The organism is Natranaerofaba carboxydovora (genome assembly GCF_022539405.1).
Classification (GTDB): domain Bacteria; phylum Bacillota; class Natranaerobiia; order Natranaerobiales; family Natranaerofabaceae; genus Natranaerofaba; species Natranaerofaba carboxydovora.
Genome location: NZ_CP054394.1, coordinates 1,371,673 through 1,386,389, shown reverse-complemented (window position 1 = coordinate 1,386,389; position 14,717 = coordinate 1,371,673). Strand labels below are relative to the sequence as shown.

The 14,717-nt window shown below is 32.8% G+C and carries 14 protein-coding genes and 2 pseudogenes; 13 read left to right on the top strand and 3 right to left on the bottom strand.

The genetic code is table 11. From position 1 onward, the window contains the following. Nucleotides 1-128 precede the first annotated feature (128 nt). A complete protein-coding gene (locus ACONDI_RS06650) occupies nucleotides 129-1,082 on the top strand; it encodes a CvpA family protein (protein WP_241080681.1) in 954 nt (317 codons plus the stop codon). A 90-nt stretch (nucleotides 1,083-1,172) separates the two neighbouring features. On the opposite strand, the gene ACONDI_RS06645 is transcribed toward ACONDI_RS06650, so the two are convergent. Continuing rightward, a complete protein-coding gene (locus ACONDI_RS06645; RefSeq protein WP_241080680.1) occupies nucleotides 1,173-1,601 on the bottom strand; it encodes a universal stress protein in 429 nt (142 codons plus the stop codon). 255 nt (nucleotides 1,602-1,856) lie between these two features. Between ACONDI_RS06645 and ACONDI_RS06640 the strand changes: the two genes are divergently transcribed. From ACONDI_RS06640 to ACONDI_RS15815, 11 genes and pseudogenes are all read left to right on the top strand, one after another. After that, the gene (locus tag ACONDI_RS06640) at nucleotides 1,857-2,201 is read left to right on the top strand and encodes a helix-turn-helix transcriptional regulator (protein ID WP_241080679.1); all 345 of its coding nucleotides are present in this window, start codon (nucleotides 1,857-1,859) and stop codon (nucleotides 2,199-2,201) included. 318 nt (nucleotides 2,202-2,519) lie between these two features. Continuing rightward, nucleotides 2,520-3,140, top strand: a complete 621-nt coding sequence (locus ACONDI_RS06635; protein ID WP_277397845.1) for a diguanylate cyclase — start codon at nucleotides 2,520-2,522, stop codon at nucleotides 3,138-3,140. A 152-nt stretch (nucleotides 3,141-3,292) separates the two neighbouring features. Then, nucleotides 3,293-4,387, top strand: a complete 1,095-nt coding sequence (locus ACONDI_RS06630; RefSeq protein ID WP_241080678.1) for an HD-GYP domain-containing protein — start codon at nucleotides 3,293-3,295, stop codon at nucleotides 4,385-4,387. 27 nt (nucleotides 4,388-4,414) lie between these two features. Next, nucleotides 4,415-6,202, top strand: a complete 1,788-nt coding sequence (locus ACONDI_RS06625) for a sensor domain-containing diguanylate cyclase/phosphohydrolase (RefSeq protein WP_241080677.1) — start codon at nucleotides 4,415-4,417, stop codon at nucleotides 6,200-6,202. A 263-nt stretch (nucleotides 6,203-6,465) separates the two neighbouring features. After that, nucleotides 6,466-9,558, top strand: coding sequence for a PAS domain S-box protein (locus ACONDI_RS06620; protein WP_241080676.1), 3,093 nt, complete (start codon nucleotides 6,466-6,468; stop codon nucleotides 9,556-9,558). Nucleotides 9,559-9,593: 35 nt separating this feature from the next. Next, nucleotides 9,594-11,201 carry a SpoIIE family protein phosphatase gene (locus ACONDI_RS06615; protein ID WP_241080675.1) on the top strand — a complete coding sequence of 536 codons (1,608 nt, stop codon included), beginning with the start codon at nucleotides 9,594-9,596 and terminating at the stop codon, nucleotides 11,199-11,201. A gap of 194 nt (nucleotides 11,202-11,395) precedes the next feature. Further along, nucleotides 11,396-12,190: a CPBP family intramembrane glutamic endopeptidase gene (locus ACONDI_RS06610; RefSeq protein ID WP_241080674.1), complete on the top strand. Its 795-nt coding sequence runs from the start codon at nucleotides 11,396-11,398 to the stop codon at nucleotides 12,188-12,190. 22 nt (nucleotides 12,191-12,212) lie between these two features. Beyond that, on the top strand, nucleotides 12,213-12,329 hold the full coding sequence (locus ACONDI_RS06605) for a ketopantoate reductase family protein (RefSeq protein WP_241080673.1): 117 nt from the start codon (nucleotides 12,213-12,215) through the stop codon (nucleotides 12,327-12,329). Between the two features lie 73 nt (nucleotides 12,330-12,402). Next, a complete protein-coding gene (locus ACONDI_RS06600; protein WP_241080672.1) occupies nucleotides 12,403-12,681 on the top strand; it encodes a hypothetical protein in 279 nt (92 codons plus the stop codon). Nucleotides 12,682-12,725: 44 nt separating this feature from the next. Continuing rightward, nucleotides 12,726-13,352: a GNAT family N-acetyltransferase gene (locus tag ACONDI_RS06595; protein WP_241080671.1), complete on the top strand. Its 627-nt coding sequence runs from the start codon at nucleotides 12,726-12,728 to the stop codon at nucleotides 13,350-13,352. 81 nt (nucleotides 13,353-13,433) lie between these two features. Further along, nucleotides 13,434-13,520: pseudogene (locus tag ACONDI_RS15815) on the top strand (CPBP family intramembrane glutamate endopeptidase); the annotation flags it as partial. Nucleotides 13,521-13,528: 8 nt separating this feature from the next. On the opposite strand, the gene ACONDI_RS06590 reads toward ACONDI_RS15815, so the two are convergent. Next, a complete protein-coding gene (locus ACONDI_RS06590; RefSeq protein WP_241080670.1) occupies nucleotides 13,529-13,741 on the bottom strand; it encodes a helix-turn-helix transcriptional regulator in 213 nt (70 codons plus the stop codon). Beyond that, nucleotides 13,741-14,076 carry a DUF3796 domain-containing protein gene (locus ACONDI_RS06585; RefSeq protein ID WP_241080669.1) on the bottom strand — a complete coding sequence of 112 codons (336 nt, stop codon included), beginning with the start codon at nucleotides 14,074-14,076 and terminating at the stop codon, nucleotides 13,741-13,743. Before ACONDI_RS06585 ends, ACONDI_RS06590 begins: the two co-directional genes overlap by 1 nt. A 120-nt stretch (nucleotides 14,077-14,196) precedes the next feature. On the opposite strand from ACONDI_RS06585, the pseudogene ACONDI_RS06580 reads away from it, so the two are divergent. Beyond that, nucleotides 14,197-14,714, top strand: a pseudogene (locus ACONDI_RS06580) (methyltransferase domain-containing protein); the annotation flags it as partial. Nucleotides 14,715-14,717: the final 3 nt, after the last annotated feature.

The window sequence follows — 14,717 nt, the reverse complement described above, 5'->3', positions numbered from 1 at the left end:
ATGAATTATATTCATCTGAAGGCAGTTCCCTAAACTTGTAAATAAATTTATGAAAATAATAAATTTATTTGATTTTGTTCATAATAATGCTCTAAAATAATATTGTAGTCAAGAAAGGAGCATAATAAATGAATATTTTTGACATATTAATTATAGCTTTCATAGTAGTTTTTATTGTTATAGGTGCAAAGAGAGGTTTTATATCCTCTGTAATAGAACTTGGGGGAATTATTGTTTCAGTTTTAGCTGCACTGATTTTTTATATTCCACTGGGAAGTTTTATTGAGGAGCTTGGTATCTCCCAAATTTATTCAGGAGCTATAGCCTTTTTGATAATATGGGCTGTGGTTTCAGTTTTATATAATTTAATTTCATTATTTATATACCGACTGGTTCCAAAACTGTTGCGGGACTCAACTGTAAACAAAACCCTTGGGGTTATACCTGGTTTTTTACAGGGTTTGATTATAATAACCCTTGTAGTTGCACTTCTTATCTCAATGCCGGTACCGGTATTTACCTCTCAAAGGGCTGAACAGTCCCATTTTGGACCTAAATTTTTGGAATATTCTACTGTTATCACCACTATCGGAAGTAATATTTTTGGAGAGCCACTTAGACATGCAATAGGATTTTTTACAATTCAGACAACAGAGGATGAGTTTATAGAGCTTAATTATACAGTTGAAAACCCAGAAGTTGACCCAGAAGCAGAAGAAAAAATGCTTCAGCTCGTAAATAAAGAAAGAGAGGAAAGAGGACAACAAGAACTAGTTATGGATGAAACATTAAGAGATGTTGCAAGAAAGCACTCTAAAGACATGTTTCAGAGGGGATATTTTTCCCACGTAGGCCCAGAAGGGGTCACAGCTTTTGATAGGATGTCTGATGGTGGGGTGAATTATATTTATGCAGGTGAAAACCTTGCTGTTGCCCCTTCAGTGCCAATGGCACACCAGGGACTAATGGATAGTCCCGGTCACAAAGAAAATATACTACGTTCAGAGTTTAAGCGTGTAGGTATAGGTGCTGTTCAGGGTGGAAGGCACGGTATTATGTTTACCCAGAAGTTTGCGGATTGATTGTATTATCCGCTAAATAACCTGGGAAAAGGATCCTATACAAATTAGTCAACTGACCAAAACATATAGTAGGGATACTAACATTATCTGTTACTTTTTGACTATCATAACGTCAGTTTTGGCTTCTTGGGCGACAGCACTGCTCACGCTTCCCAAAAACATACTCTGGATTCTACCTATTCCTCTATTGCCAATTACTACTAGGTCATAATTGTTTTGAGAGACTTCATCTGTAATTTCATTAACCGGGTGCCCTTCTCTAACTATTTTGTTTGCGATATTAATATTATATTTGTTTAATAACTCCTCTGCTTGTTCAAGTACCTCTTGACCTCTTTCGCTTTTAATGGTTTGAACCCTACTGATTGATAATCCTTCAGTTTCTGTGTTTAATGGGGCAGGGTCAAAAACAAATAGGATAGATATGGTGGCTTCTTTTAAATTTTCTGCAATTTTTGCAGTTTTTTTGATAGCATTAAAACTTTGTTCTGAACCATCTGTACAAACTAAAATATTCATTAACATCACCACACTTTCTTTTTAGATTTTGAAATATTTTATTTTAATATATTCGCCAAAATATGTTAAGTCACCTGCTTTTTTAGTGTTAACTTGCGCAAATATTAATAAAAGTCAAACTTAACTTAATTATAAAATCATTTTGAAAATTTTAAAAAATACTTGATGTTCTAGGAGGATTTTACCATATAGAAAAGAATTAAAATAATGTAGCTAACTAATCTAATAATTTTAACTGGGGTGTGGGGTGTTAATATGAAACTAGATCGCTTATTAAGAGTTATGTCAGTTGTTGAAATTGTAAGGAATAAGCCCGGAATAACATACCAAGAGCTGGCAGAAGAGTTTGAGGTATCAGAAAGAACTATTAGAAGAGATGTTAATATCATTGAAGATGCAGGAATTCCTATCAAAAACTGTAATGGCTTAAGATTAGTGAGCGATATAGAAATTCCAAAAGTACAGCTTAATTCTCATGAGTTAATATTCTTATTATTAGTTACACATTTTTTGTCTAGTTATGAATTAGAAAGTGAAGTTCCTGATAGCATGTACAAAAAATTAAGCAAATTTTTACCTAAAAAGATTACTAGCAAGTAAATATTAATATTTTTACAACAAAATAAAATTATATTAATAATCACCTAATCGAGGTGGTTATTTTTTGTCAATATTTGAAAAAAATCCAAAAAGATTGTGATATATTACCAAGTTTTAGCAGGATTTTATATCAATAAAGTAGAATTATTTATATTTAAATAAAAACATCATTATGTTGACTATAGTTTATTTTACTTATTTATGTGGGAAATGAGGAGTGATGGAATGACAAAGGATCTTATCTCTATTTGAAAAATTTCCTGATCCTATAATATGTCTTGAAGTTATTATTGACAAAAAGAAAATTTTGAAGAGCTAATTAATGAAAAACAAATACCTTTAAGTATTATAATGGCTGACTTCAATGGTTTGAAGATGATTAACGATTCTTATGGACATAAAATTGGAGATGAAGTATTAAAAAGAGCTGCAAAAATATTAAAAGAATCCTGCCGGAAAAAAGGTTTAATAGCAAGATGGGGAGGAGACGAGTTTGTTATTATTCTTCCAAAATCAACAGAAATAGAAGCAAATGATATCTGCAATTTTGTTATAGATAAATGCCGAAATAATTTTGTAAAAGATATTCCTATCTCCATGGCACTAGGAAATTCAACTATGAACCAGGCTAACAAAAGCTTAACAACTATAATGAAAGAAGCAGAAGATGATATGTATAAACAGAAGATAGTCGAAAGCAAAAGTGCTAGAAGTGCTGTATTAAATAATATGTTAAAAACATTAGAAGCAAAAAGCTTCGAGACGAGTAAGCATACCCGCAGGATGCAAGAAGTGGCTAGAAAAATAGGTAAAAAGCTTGGTCTTCCCATATCTGAACTTAACCGCTTATCAATTTTGATAACCTTACATGACATAGGTAAAATAAACATGCCTGAAAGTATACTTACCAAAAAAGAAAAGTTAACAAATGAAGAATGAAACCCCTATGAGCCCTGAAGAAATCGTTAAAGAATTTAAAAGATGCAGAGGCACCCAGTTTGATCCTGAACTAGTAGATATATTTTTGAAAGTTATATAAGAAGGAAGATATATAAACGCATTTAACCAGTGAAAGAGAAGGTGATTTTGTTTTGAGAAAAGTTTCATTAGACTCTGTGCGAACAGGAATGACATTAGCAAAATCCATCTTTGGAAGTAATGGTCAAGTACTATTAAAAGCAGGAGTGGAAATAAAACCACAGTATTTAACATATTTAAAACAGCTGGGGATAAATCAAATTTATATCCAGGATAGCAGAATGGGAGATATTGAAGTAAATGATATAATAACGGATGAAACACGCCGCGAAGCACATTCTTTGGTTTCGGATATTATGAATGATATACAAATGGGTACCTCAAAGAGTACCTCAAAGAAAAAAGGAATTAACCTAAGAGATAATGATATTGTTAAAGCAGTTTCTCAGATTATTGAAGAACTTTTAGAAAACAAAGAACTGACAGCGCAGCTTCAAGATTTAAGAACACTTAATGAATATGTTTTTGCACATAGTGTTAACTGTTGTGTTCTAGCAACTCTTGTAGGGGTAAAAATGAACTTAAATAATGAAAATCTAAAACTCTTATCAACAGGAACTTTACTCCATGACATAGGAATGGCAGCTGTACCAGAAGCTATAATTAATAAAAGTGGTAACCTAACTGAAGAAGAGTACGAATCTATCAAACGACATCCGATCTACGGGTATGAAATGTTTAAAAACACATCAATCTTTGATTCCCGCGCTGGTGCAATAATTTTACAACATCATGAACGTTTTCAAGGGCAGGGCTATCCTCAAGGTTTAAAAGACCAAAAAATATATTATTTGGCACAGATTGCAGGTGTTGTAGATGTGTATGATGCTTTGACATCAGTAAGGCCATATAGAAATGCTTATCAACCACATGAAGCAGTAGAAATGTTAGCGAGTTGGGGCCAAACTAACTTCAATCTAGAAATATTAAAGTATTTTCTTACTTGTATTGCCGCTTATCCTATAGGAACCCACGTTTTGTTAAGTAATAAAGAAAGCGGCCTAGTAATTGCTAACAACTCTGAACTAACCCTTCGGCCGGTGGTAAGAATTATATATGTAGGTGAAGACTTAGCCCCTCATCCAAGTCCTTATGATCTCGACCTTTCTAAACATCTTAATCTAACTATAACCAAGGTTTTAGAATAGATATTCATATATTTGGAGGTAGAACTTATGAATAATAAAGATACTGATAATAAATACAATTTTTACTCTATTATAACCGACTATTTAGATAATCTTATAATAATATTAGACCAAAAAGGTAAAATTGAGTATTACAATAAAGCATGTGAAAATATAACAGGATTTGAATTAGAAAAAGCAAGGGGCAAATATTACTGGGAACTTTTTTGTTTACCTGAAGAAAAAGAATTGTATAAATCTTTTTTTTCGATGCTCAGGCCAGATCAATACCCTCTCGAACTGGAAACTCAACTTATAAACAAGAACGAAAACGATACAGTCTTGACAATATTATGGAAATATAATGCTTTAAATGTAAAAGATGGTGTTATAAAATATCATATCTTAAACGGAACGGATTTAACATCCCAGATAAAGGATAAGAAAGATTTACAAGAACTAGGAGAAAAATACAGAACTATTCTCCATGCTTCTCCAGTTTCTGTTATCTCTATTGATACAGATTTTTATATAAAAAGTTGGAGTTCAGCTGCTGAATACCTCCTTGGATGGTCCGAAAAAGATGTAATAGAAAAAGAACTATTTTTATACCTTAATGATCCGGATAATATTTTATACAGTTATTGTGAAAGTGCTTTAGAAGGTAATATCACAAAAGATTTGGAACTTAGTTGTTTTAGAAAAGATGGTTCAAATATATCCGTAAATTTTTCTCTTGCTCCAAAACGAGACTATAAAGGGACAATTGATGGTATAGTAATGGTTATTTTTGATATCACCAAACGAAAAGAAGCTGAAGAAAAAATACGTTATTTAAGTTTTCATGATAGTCTAACCGGCCTTTATAATCGCCGCTTTTTGGAAGAAGAGATGAAAAGACTAGAGACTAAAAGACAGCTGCCAATTGGGATTATAATGGTTGACCTAAATGGGTTAAAGTTGACTAATGACACCTATGGACACAAAGTAGGCGATGATATGCTAAAGTATGCAGCTAAAATTTTAATAAACTCATGTCGAAAAGAAGATATAATTGCTCGCTGGGGTGGCGATGAATTTGTAATCTTTCTTCCTCAAGTCACAAAAGAAGACACGGACAATATCAGTAAAAGAATAAAAGAAAATAGCAAAGACACTTACGTAGAGAATATACCTGTCTCCTTATCTTTAGGAGCTGTAATAAAGGATAAACTTGACAAAAGTTGGGAACTAATTATTCAGGAAGCAGAAGATATAATGTACAATAATAAACTTGAAGAAAGTAAAGAAACTAAAAGGAATATTATAAATTCATTACTAGAAGGTTTGGAAGCTAAAAGCTATGAAACCAAAGAACATGCCCGACGAATGCAAGATATAGCTTTGAAAATCGCTCAGGATACTAAACTTTCTAATACTGACCTTGAAAGGTTAAAACAATTAATTAAAATACATGATATAGGTAAAATCAATATATCTAAAGATATATTGATGAAAAAAGAACCTTTAACAGAAAAAGAATGGGATATTATAAAGAAGCATCCAGAAACAGGATATAGGATAGTGAGAGCTACAGAAGAATACGCCCATATAGCAGAAGATATTCTTGCACATCACGAGTGCTTTGATGGAAGTGGTTACCCCCGGGGATTAAAAGGTGAGAAAATACCTATATTAGCTCGTATAGTTGCTATAGCAGATGCTTATGAAGTTATGAGCAGTGGAAGACCCTACAAAGAATCTCTTTCTCGGGAAGAAATTATAGATGAGTTCAAAAGATGTTCCGCGAAACAATTTGACCCTGAGTTAGTAGAAATTTTCTTAAAATATATTTGATTAATTTGTTATTTATTTTGTTATTTGTATAGATAAAATCTACAAAATTTATTATAATGTTATTAATTAAATATAGCAAAGCGTGATTAAAAACGCGATTAGAATTATAATTTAAAGTTTACAAGCATTATGTGACTTAATTATATTTAATTAATATTTACTTATAAGCCCGGTTACTTGATGTTATTGTAACCGGGCTTTAGTTATTATCAACTAATCTAACGATTAAATTTTTTTAATTTTTTTAATTTGGGGGTGATTATGTGTCTGAAGATAATATCTCAAAAGATTATTATAATTTAATGATAAAAAATTTCCCGGATGCCCTTGCATATCATCAAATAGTTACAGATGATAATGGTGTGTCCACTGATTATATTTTCCTTGATGTTAATCCTGCTTTTGAAGAAATGACTGGTTTGTTAAAAGATAAAATTATTAATAAAAAAGTCACAGAGGTGCTGCCGGATATTAAAGATAATGGTTTTGATTGGATAAAAAAGTATGGTGAAATTGCATTAAATGGTGAAATTAGTGATAAATTTCAACAGTACTCAAAACCCCTTGGACGTTGGTATGAAATTTCTGCATATAGTCATAAACCAGGTTATTTTACCACTATTTTTAGAGATATAACTTCTTCAAAAGAATATGAAATAATTATGGAAAACACACATGATGCTGTATTTGTAATAAATGTAAAAGATGAAAAGACTTTTTACTTTGAAAGAAATAACAAAAAGCATCAAGAATTGACAGGCTTAATTTTAGAAGAACTTAGAGGGAAAACTCCTTATGAAGTCCTTGACAAAAAAACAGCCAAACAAGTAGTTGAAAACTATACAAGATGCTGTAGGCTTAAAGAAAAAATTGATTATGAAGAAACATTACAGCTATCAAAAGACAAAAAAATCTATCATACTGTTTTGTCTCCGGTAATTGTAAATAATACAGTGATTAAAATTATCGGTTCAGGTCGAGATATTACAAAACAAAAAGAGATAGAAAAAGCTTTAAAAATAAGTGAAAAAAAGTTTCGCTCAATAGTAAGTGCTGCCAAAAGTGTTTCATTAATAGTTACTGACTTAAATTCAACAATCGAAGAGTTTAGCCCCGGGGCTGAGACTACATTTGGCTATAATAGAGAAGAGGTTATAGGAAAATGTGTAAGCCCACTTCATGAGCCTTCAGATGCAAAAAAATTATCCGAGTATATAGAAAAACTTAAATTTGACAAAAAAGGCTTTACCATTGAAACAGAACTCGTCAGAAGAAATGGTGAAATGTTTCCCGCTATTTTTACTTTAGAACCTTTGTTTGATGATAAAGGCGATTTATCTGGTACATTGGGTGTATCTACTGATATCTCTGATCAAAAAAGAACAGAAGAAAAATTACTAAAACGAGATGAACTTTTGGAAAAACTATCCGAGCAAGTTCCTGGCGCCATTTATCAGTATCAGGTTTTTCTTGACGGTACATCATGTTTTCCTTTTGCTAGTTATGGAATATGGCATATCTATGAGGTAAAACCCGAAGAGATAAAAACTGATGCTACCAAAGTTTATGAAAGGTTACATAAAGAAGATTACAATGAAGTTGTTAGTTCAATAGAAAGATCATACAATACAATGACAGTCTGGGAACAAGAATACAGGGTAAACTTACCATCTAAAGGTACAAGATGGTTAAAAGGAAGTGCAAGACCAGAAAAACAACTAGATGGCAGTGTTATCTGGCATGGATACATCACAGATGTGACTGAATATAAAAATGCCGAAGCTAAATTAAAAGAAAATCAACAGCTCCTAAAAAAATACTTTGATAATTCACCTGCTGGGATACACCTGATAGATCAAAATGGTAATTATATAGATACAAACACTAAAGGGCATGAACTACTTGGCTATTCTAGAGAAGAATTATTAAATTTTAATCTATTGGATCTTACAGATGAAAGATACATCGATGAAGTTAAACAAAGCATGAATATTTTACAAGAAAAAGGATATACAAGTGGAGAAGTGTTAGTTATTACCAAACAGGGGAAAAGTAGATGGATGGATATTCATGTGACTAAATTAGATAACTACAATTATCTGAGTTCATTTTTGGATATAACTGATCGAAAAGAAATAGAACATAAGTTAAAAGAAAATCAAAAAGAATTGGAAATTAAAAAACTAGAAGCAGAAAATTTGTATGAAAAACTCGGTAAAGAAGTTAACAAAGCCCAAAAAATCCATAAGGCAATTTTACCACAAAGCTTACCTGACATAGAAGGTATCAGAATTGCTGCTTATTATCAACCTGCAAAAATTATGGGAGGAGACTTTTATAATTTTACAAAAATTAATAATAAGCTAATTTTTTATCTATCTGATGTTACAGGTCATGGAATTGAAGCAGCTCTAATTAGTGCATTCATTAAGGAAGCTATAGACAGTTATATTACCTTAAAGCCTGATAACATATGTGTAGGGAAAATACTAGAGCATTTGTACAAACAGTTTAAACAAGATGAATACCCGGATGATTATTTTATCAGCATTATTATAGGAATTTTGGATTTAGAAACTTACGAACTTAGTTATACCGGGGCTGGATTTCAGGAACCCATACTTATGTATTACAGTAATTGTGCTAAAGAAGATAAATATCTTGAACTAAATAGCGAAGGGCCTCCTATATCTAATACAATCGATATTGAAGCTATGTGTTTTGGGCCAAAGGTCGCAAAGCTAATGAAAGGATCTACAATTTTTGTTAATACAGACGGATTGTCCGAGCATATGGTAGAAAATGAGCTTTTTCTAAATAGGAAAAATAAAATATTCTTTGAAAACAGTAAATATCCCCCTGAATATATTAAGCAGGTAATGAAAGAAGAGTTTCGAAATTTTAATTTTGGTAATCTAGAGACCTTTGATGATATATCCTATCTGATAATCCAAAATGAACAGGATGATAAAAAAACTAAAAGATGGACTTTTAATAGCACCTTAGAAGAAATAAACAGACTTTACTCTGAAGTTCATCCTTATATTATAGAATTATTAGGCGAAGACAATGAGATAACCTTTCAGGGACTTTATGAGTTAGTAGTTAATGCAATTGAACATGGTAACAAATTTAATCCTGAAAAAAATGCTTACTTAGAGATAATAGAAACAAATGATTATCTACTCGCAATAGTGGAAGATGAAGGGGCAGGTTTTGATTGGCAAAAAACAAAAGATGATATGGACCTAAATCATGAAAAAGAAAGAGGAAGAGGTATTATGATGACCAAAATGATATGCAAATCCCTCCTCTATAATGATAAAGGAAATAAAGCTTATCTTGTTTTGATGTAATACATTTGTACAAGATGACAAGGGGTGTGTTAGTTATGCTAAAAAAGTTTGAAAATTTTGATACCAGTATTTCATACAGAGTTATGTTAGATCAAAGTTATTGTATAGAGTTTTTTGTTAATAAGGATAGCAAGCTAGAATATATTTCGCCTTCTTGCGAAAGAATAACAGGGATTTCTGCTGAAGAGTTTATTAATAATCCCAACCTGCTTTTTGATATACTACACCCTGAAGATCAAGAACGATTCAAAAGTCATATAGAAGAGGTGTTATATGGAGAAAGAGACAATCATGAACTAGAGTTTCGTATTGTTCACAATGATGGAGATATTCGCTGGATAAGTCACTTTTGTTTTCCTATTTTTGATGATGAAGGAAGCTACTTAGGACAAAGAGGCACTAATATAGATATAACAAGACAAAAACAGATCCAAACTGAACTTGCTTCAAGAGAAAAAGATTTAGAGATGTTATTTGATAATTCATCTGACGGATTTTTTTATATGATGATAGATAAACCCATTACTTGGGATGATACAGTGGACAAAGATTCTACCCTAGAATATGTTTTAGATCATCAGAGGATTACGAAAGTTAACCAGTCTATGCTAAATCAATACGGGACGACGGAAGAACAGTTTCTCGGGCTAACAGTACGTAAGCTTTTTGCCCATGACATAGATCATGGCAAAGCTGTTTGGAGGGAATTCTTTGACAGGGGAGTTTTGTACATAGAAACAAAAGAACAAAGATTATCAGGAGAACCCATGTACATAGAAGGAGAGTACCTTTGTATATATGATGATGAGGGTAGAATAGTGGGGCATTTTGGGATACAGCGTGACGTAACAGAGAGAAAGAGAGCTGCAGAGGAACTAGAAAGGCTTAATAACAGACTTGTTGAAGAAATGTCAAAAGCCGAAGTAATTCACAATCGGCTACTTCCTACAAAAATACCTAGTATGCCCGGAACTGTGATAGAAGCATATTATAAGGCGGCAATGAGTCTTGGTGGTGATCTGTATGACTTAATAAAGCATAAAGATAAACTGCTAATTGTTTTAGTAGATGTTAGTGGTCACGGTTTAGACGGTGCAATGATAGCCACTTTCATAAAAAGTTGTATTATGAACTGGGTAGCAGCACTGGGTGATAAGGAGCCAAATGTGAAAGAAGGTTTGGAATTTGTATGTGACCAATTTCAAAAAATGGGGTATCCAAATGATTACTTCGCCTGCTTATTTTTAGGAGTTTTTGACCCCGCTAGTAATACTTTAACTTATAGCTCCTCAGGATTTCACACTAGCATAATGCTAAATAAAAAAAATGAGTTGCTTGAGTTCCCTCTGGGCGGACTTCCCATCTCTGGTGTAATCCCGGTAGAGCTATTAAACTCAGATGAAAAAAAGCTAGAATTAGAACCTGGGGATCAGTTATTGATCACCACAGATGGGTTAATCGAGGCTTATAATAATGATGAAAAATATGAAAATCGCTTTCGTCAGCTTATGAAAAATAATCTGAATACTCCTACAAAAGAACTTAGAGAACTAATTATAAATGACTTTAAACTATTCATTGGTGAAAATGAGATAGCCGATGATGTTACATTTTTAATCCTTGGTTGCAACTTCCAAAGATGAGGCTGTTACTTGTTAAAAAGCTAAAAAGCAGTTGTAGTTGAACAATCCTTGGGTAGTTACGTGAGCCAGCTTGCAGCTATCAATTATCCTGAGCGAATATCTGCCATTGTTAGTATAATAAAAATGAACTAATCTTGAGAAAAACCAACCTAAGTTAGGGCAAAAATTATTATCAAATATATGGTGGTGAATCTATGAAATTAGTAAAACACTATCCAATAGTGAGCTTTTTTGTATTAGCCTACTTGATTTCTTGGACTTTTTGGTTGCCCTTTATCTTTTCAAGTACAAGTATTTTCTGGTTACTAGGTGGGTTTGGCCCATTAATTGCAGCGGTACTCGTTGTATTTAATAATGAAGGGAAGTCCCAAGCCAAGCAATTTATCAAAGGGATTTTTAGGCTAAAAGTTGCTCTAGGTTGGTATTTTTTTGCCCTTATCCTACCTATAATAATCTATTACTTTGCCTATCAGATGTACTTGTTTCGGGGTGGCACAGTAGAGGACTTTGTTACCCCGAGTATATTTTTCTACCCCATAGCTCTTATTTTTGCCACTTTATTTGGAGGAGGACAAGAAGAAGTAGGGTGGCGAGGGTTTGCTTTGCCGCGTTTACAGTCAAAATACAGCCCCTTTACAAGCAGTGTTATCTTGGGTGTGATGTGGGCTTTTTGGCACATTCCCCTTTTCTATGCTTCAGCTACATATCAAGCCAATTTCCCTTTTGGGTGGTATCTTCTAAATACAATTTTTCTTTCGATTATTTTTACGTGGTTTTTCAATAGTACAGGAGGCAGTATCTTTATAGCGATGTTATTACATGGTGCTGTTAATGCACCTTCAGGATGGGTGCCATTAGAGCTGATGAGTTCTTATTCTTATATGACTTTAAGTACTTTTTTTGTTTCAGTTATTTTGATTATTGTAACAAAAAACAAACCTTTGTCAGGTACAAATAACAGAAATCTAGGGTATGATAAGCTTAAATAACAAGACAAGGGAGTGGCCAATTATGAACAAAAAAATGAAAGTACTATTTTTTGGAGCGGGTGTACTAGGTAGTCTATATGCTGCCAAAATGAAGGAAGCGGGTTTAGATGTGACTATTGTAGCTAGGGGTAATAGATAATGCCTCCGGCTATTGTTGATTAATGAATTAACAGATGCTTTGACTTAGAACAAAGGGATGGAGGGAGAGTCAAATGAGAGATGAAAAGGACAGCAAGCTGACCGATAATATCGATAATAAGATCGGTGGTGAGCACTATTGGAGTGTTTTGGTGAAGTTTTTAGGTCATCCTGACCAAAGATTATATGATTACTTTGGCGATTTAACCTTTGATCTGAAACAAGATGGAAGTACTCTTTTATCAGGTGAGTTATCCGATCTACCTGCTGTATATGGTTTGATTCTTAAGTTAAGGGATTTAGGGCTTGGGGTTCAGTTTATTAAAGTAGAGAAGGTAGGCAAAAAGCAATAAAAGAAATGAAAACAATTACCATTAATCTAGAGGGGGTAATACATATGGAAGTTATCAGTTTGCCAGCCAAAAAAATTCCTCAAGCTGCTAGTGTAATTGGTGAGGCTTTTTTGAACGAAGGTTTTACTAAAAGAATGTTTAATTTAAGAAACAAACAAAGTAAATATCTTTTCACAAAGGCCATGGAATTAAAAATTTCTATCTATAATAAGTTAGGACAACCCATGTGGGTAACGATAGTAGACGACCAAGTAGTAGGTGTTGGGGTTTTGAAAGAATATGATCAAAAAAAACTGCCATTTAAGGACATTTTGAAATGTATTTTGCCGTTAATAAAATTGACTCCTTTTCTTTTTAGAATTAACTATCGAAACTTAAATACACTAAAACGAGCTAGCGAGAAACCAACATGTATAGAAAGCCCTCATGCAACTCTTGAAGCACTTGCTGTACATCCTCACCACCAGGGTAAAGGAATCGGTAAACTTCTTATTAAAAAAATTCATGAAGAGGCATCTAAAAAAGACCGAATTTCTGGAATCTATTTATTTACTAGTGATGAGAAGAATAAAACCTTATATGAAGGCTTAGGATATAATATTTTTCAAGAAAGAAATCTAGACTTAATCACGGCTTATCATATGTATTATGAGTTTTCCTCATCCTCTTAAAGATTAACATCTCTTTATTGGAGGAATTTTGATCCTTTCCAATACGAACCATGGTATTTTGTTTTACCTGCATTGTTAAATATGCTTCTCTTAGGACCTGTAGAAGAGTTTGGCTGGCGTGGTCTAGCACTCCCTTTATTGCAGCGGCGTTTTGCTCCACTTTGGTCAGCAAAGAATTATTGTTCATCAAATATAAATACCTCTTCAATTGTACTGTTTAATGCCCTAGATATTTTATATGCTAAAATCAATGATAAATTGTATTTATTATTTTCTATATGCCCGATGGTTTCTCGTCTCACATCAACTTTATTAGCGAGCTCTTCCTGGGTCAGATCATATCGGGCACGGAGTTCTTTAATTCTGGATTTAAATGTGATTTTTTCCATTATACATCACCACGTTTTTCATAGTAGTTAAATGAAATGATAAATACAAATAACTGAATTACGAATATAGCAGCAATCATTACAGCGGCAAATTCAATAGTTTCTGTTAAGGTGATTCCAACAATAGATAGTACTAAGGCTATATTGCTTACAATGAAGGCATTAAATCCAGCTCTTGCAAGGTTCTTTTTTAGGAGTTCATCATTTGTTTGAGAAGAAATCCCGAAAAATCCGAAAAACCCAAAAAAGCCAAAGAAACCGTAGTTACCCGTGAACAGCCCAATTAAACCAAATAGACCTAATAATCCCATGTACTTAAGTTTATTCTTTTTCATTTTTATTACCTCCTATGTGATTTATAGATAACTAAATGTTAAAAATAATTAACATCTTGTGATGATTATATAACAAAAGAGGTATATTAGCAAGTACTTTTTAAAAGGGGGAAAATTATTATGAGGGAAACAACTATTTCAATCCTAATAAATCCAGACACTGGCAATGAAGTCAATAAAGAAGGACAGAAGTTAATAGATACTGAAACAGGGGAAGAGTTCACCATTAAAGATGGAATACCTATTATGCTTAAAGATGGCCAAGTTATAGGTCAAAATAAAAAGTACCAAAAGATGTATGATTGGGTTAGTTATTTCTACGATACACTTACCTTATTGTATGCCAAGGTTTATGGTAGCGCCTATGAAGTTGCCAAGGAAATAGCTCATATTATTGAAATCGAAGAAAACGATCTAGTATTAGAAACTTCCGTGGGTACAGGAAACCAGGTTAAAAACTTATTAGATCATGGAAAAGTTGGTCAATTTGTAGGATTGGATATTTCTTATGGAATGCTAAAAAAGTGTCAAAGTAAAACTAAACTATTATCTAATATAGATCTTGTGCAAGGAAATGCCGAAATGACGCATCTTTTGATGTAGTTTATCATTTTGGAGGGATAAACTTTTTTGATAATAGA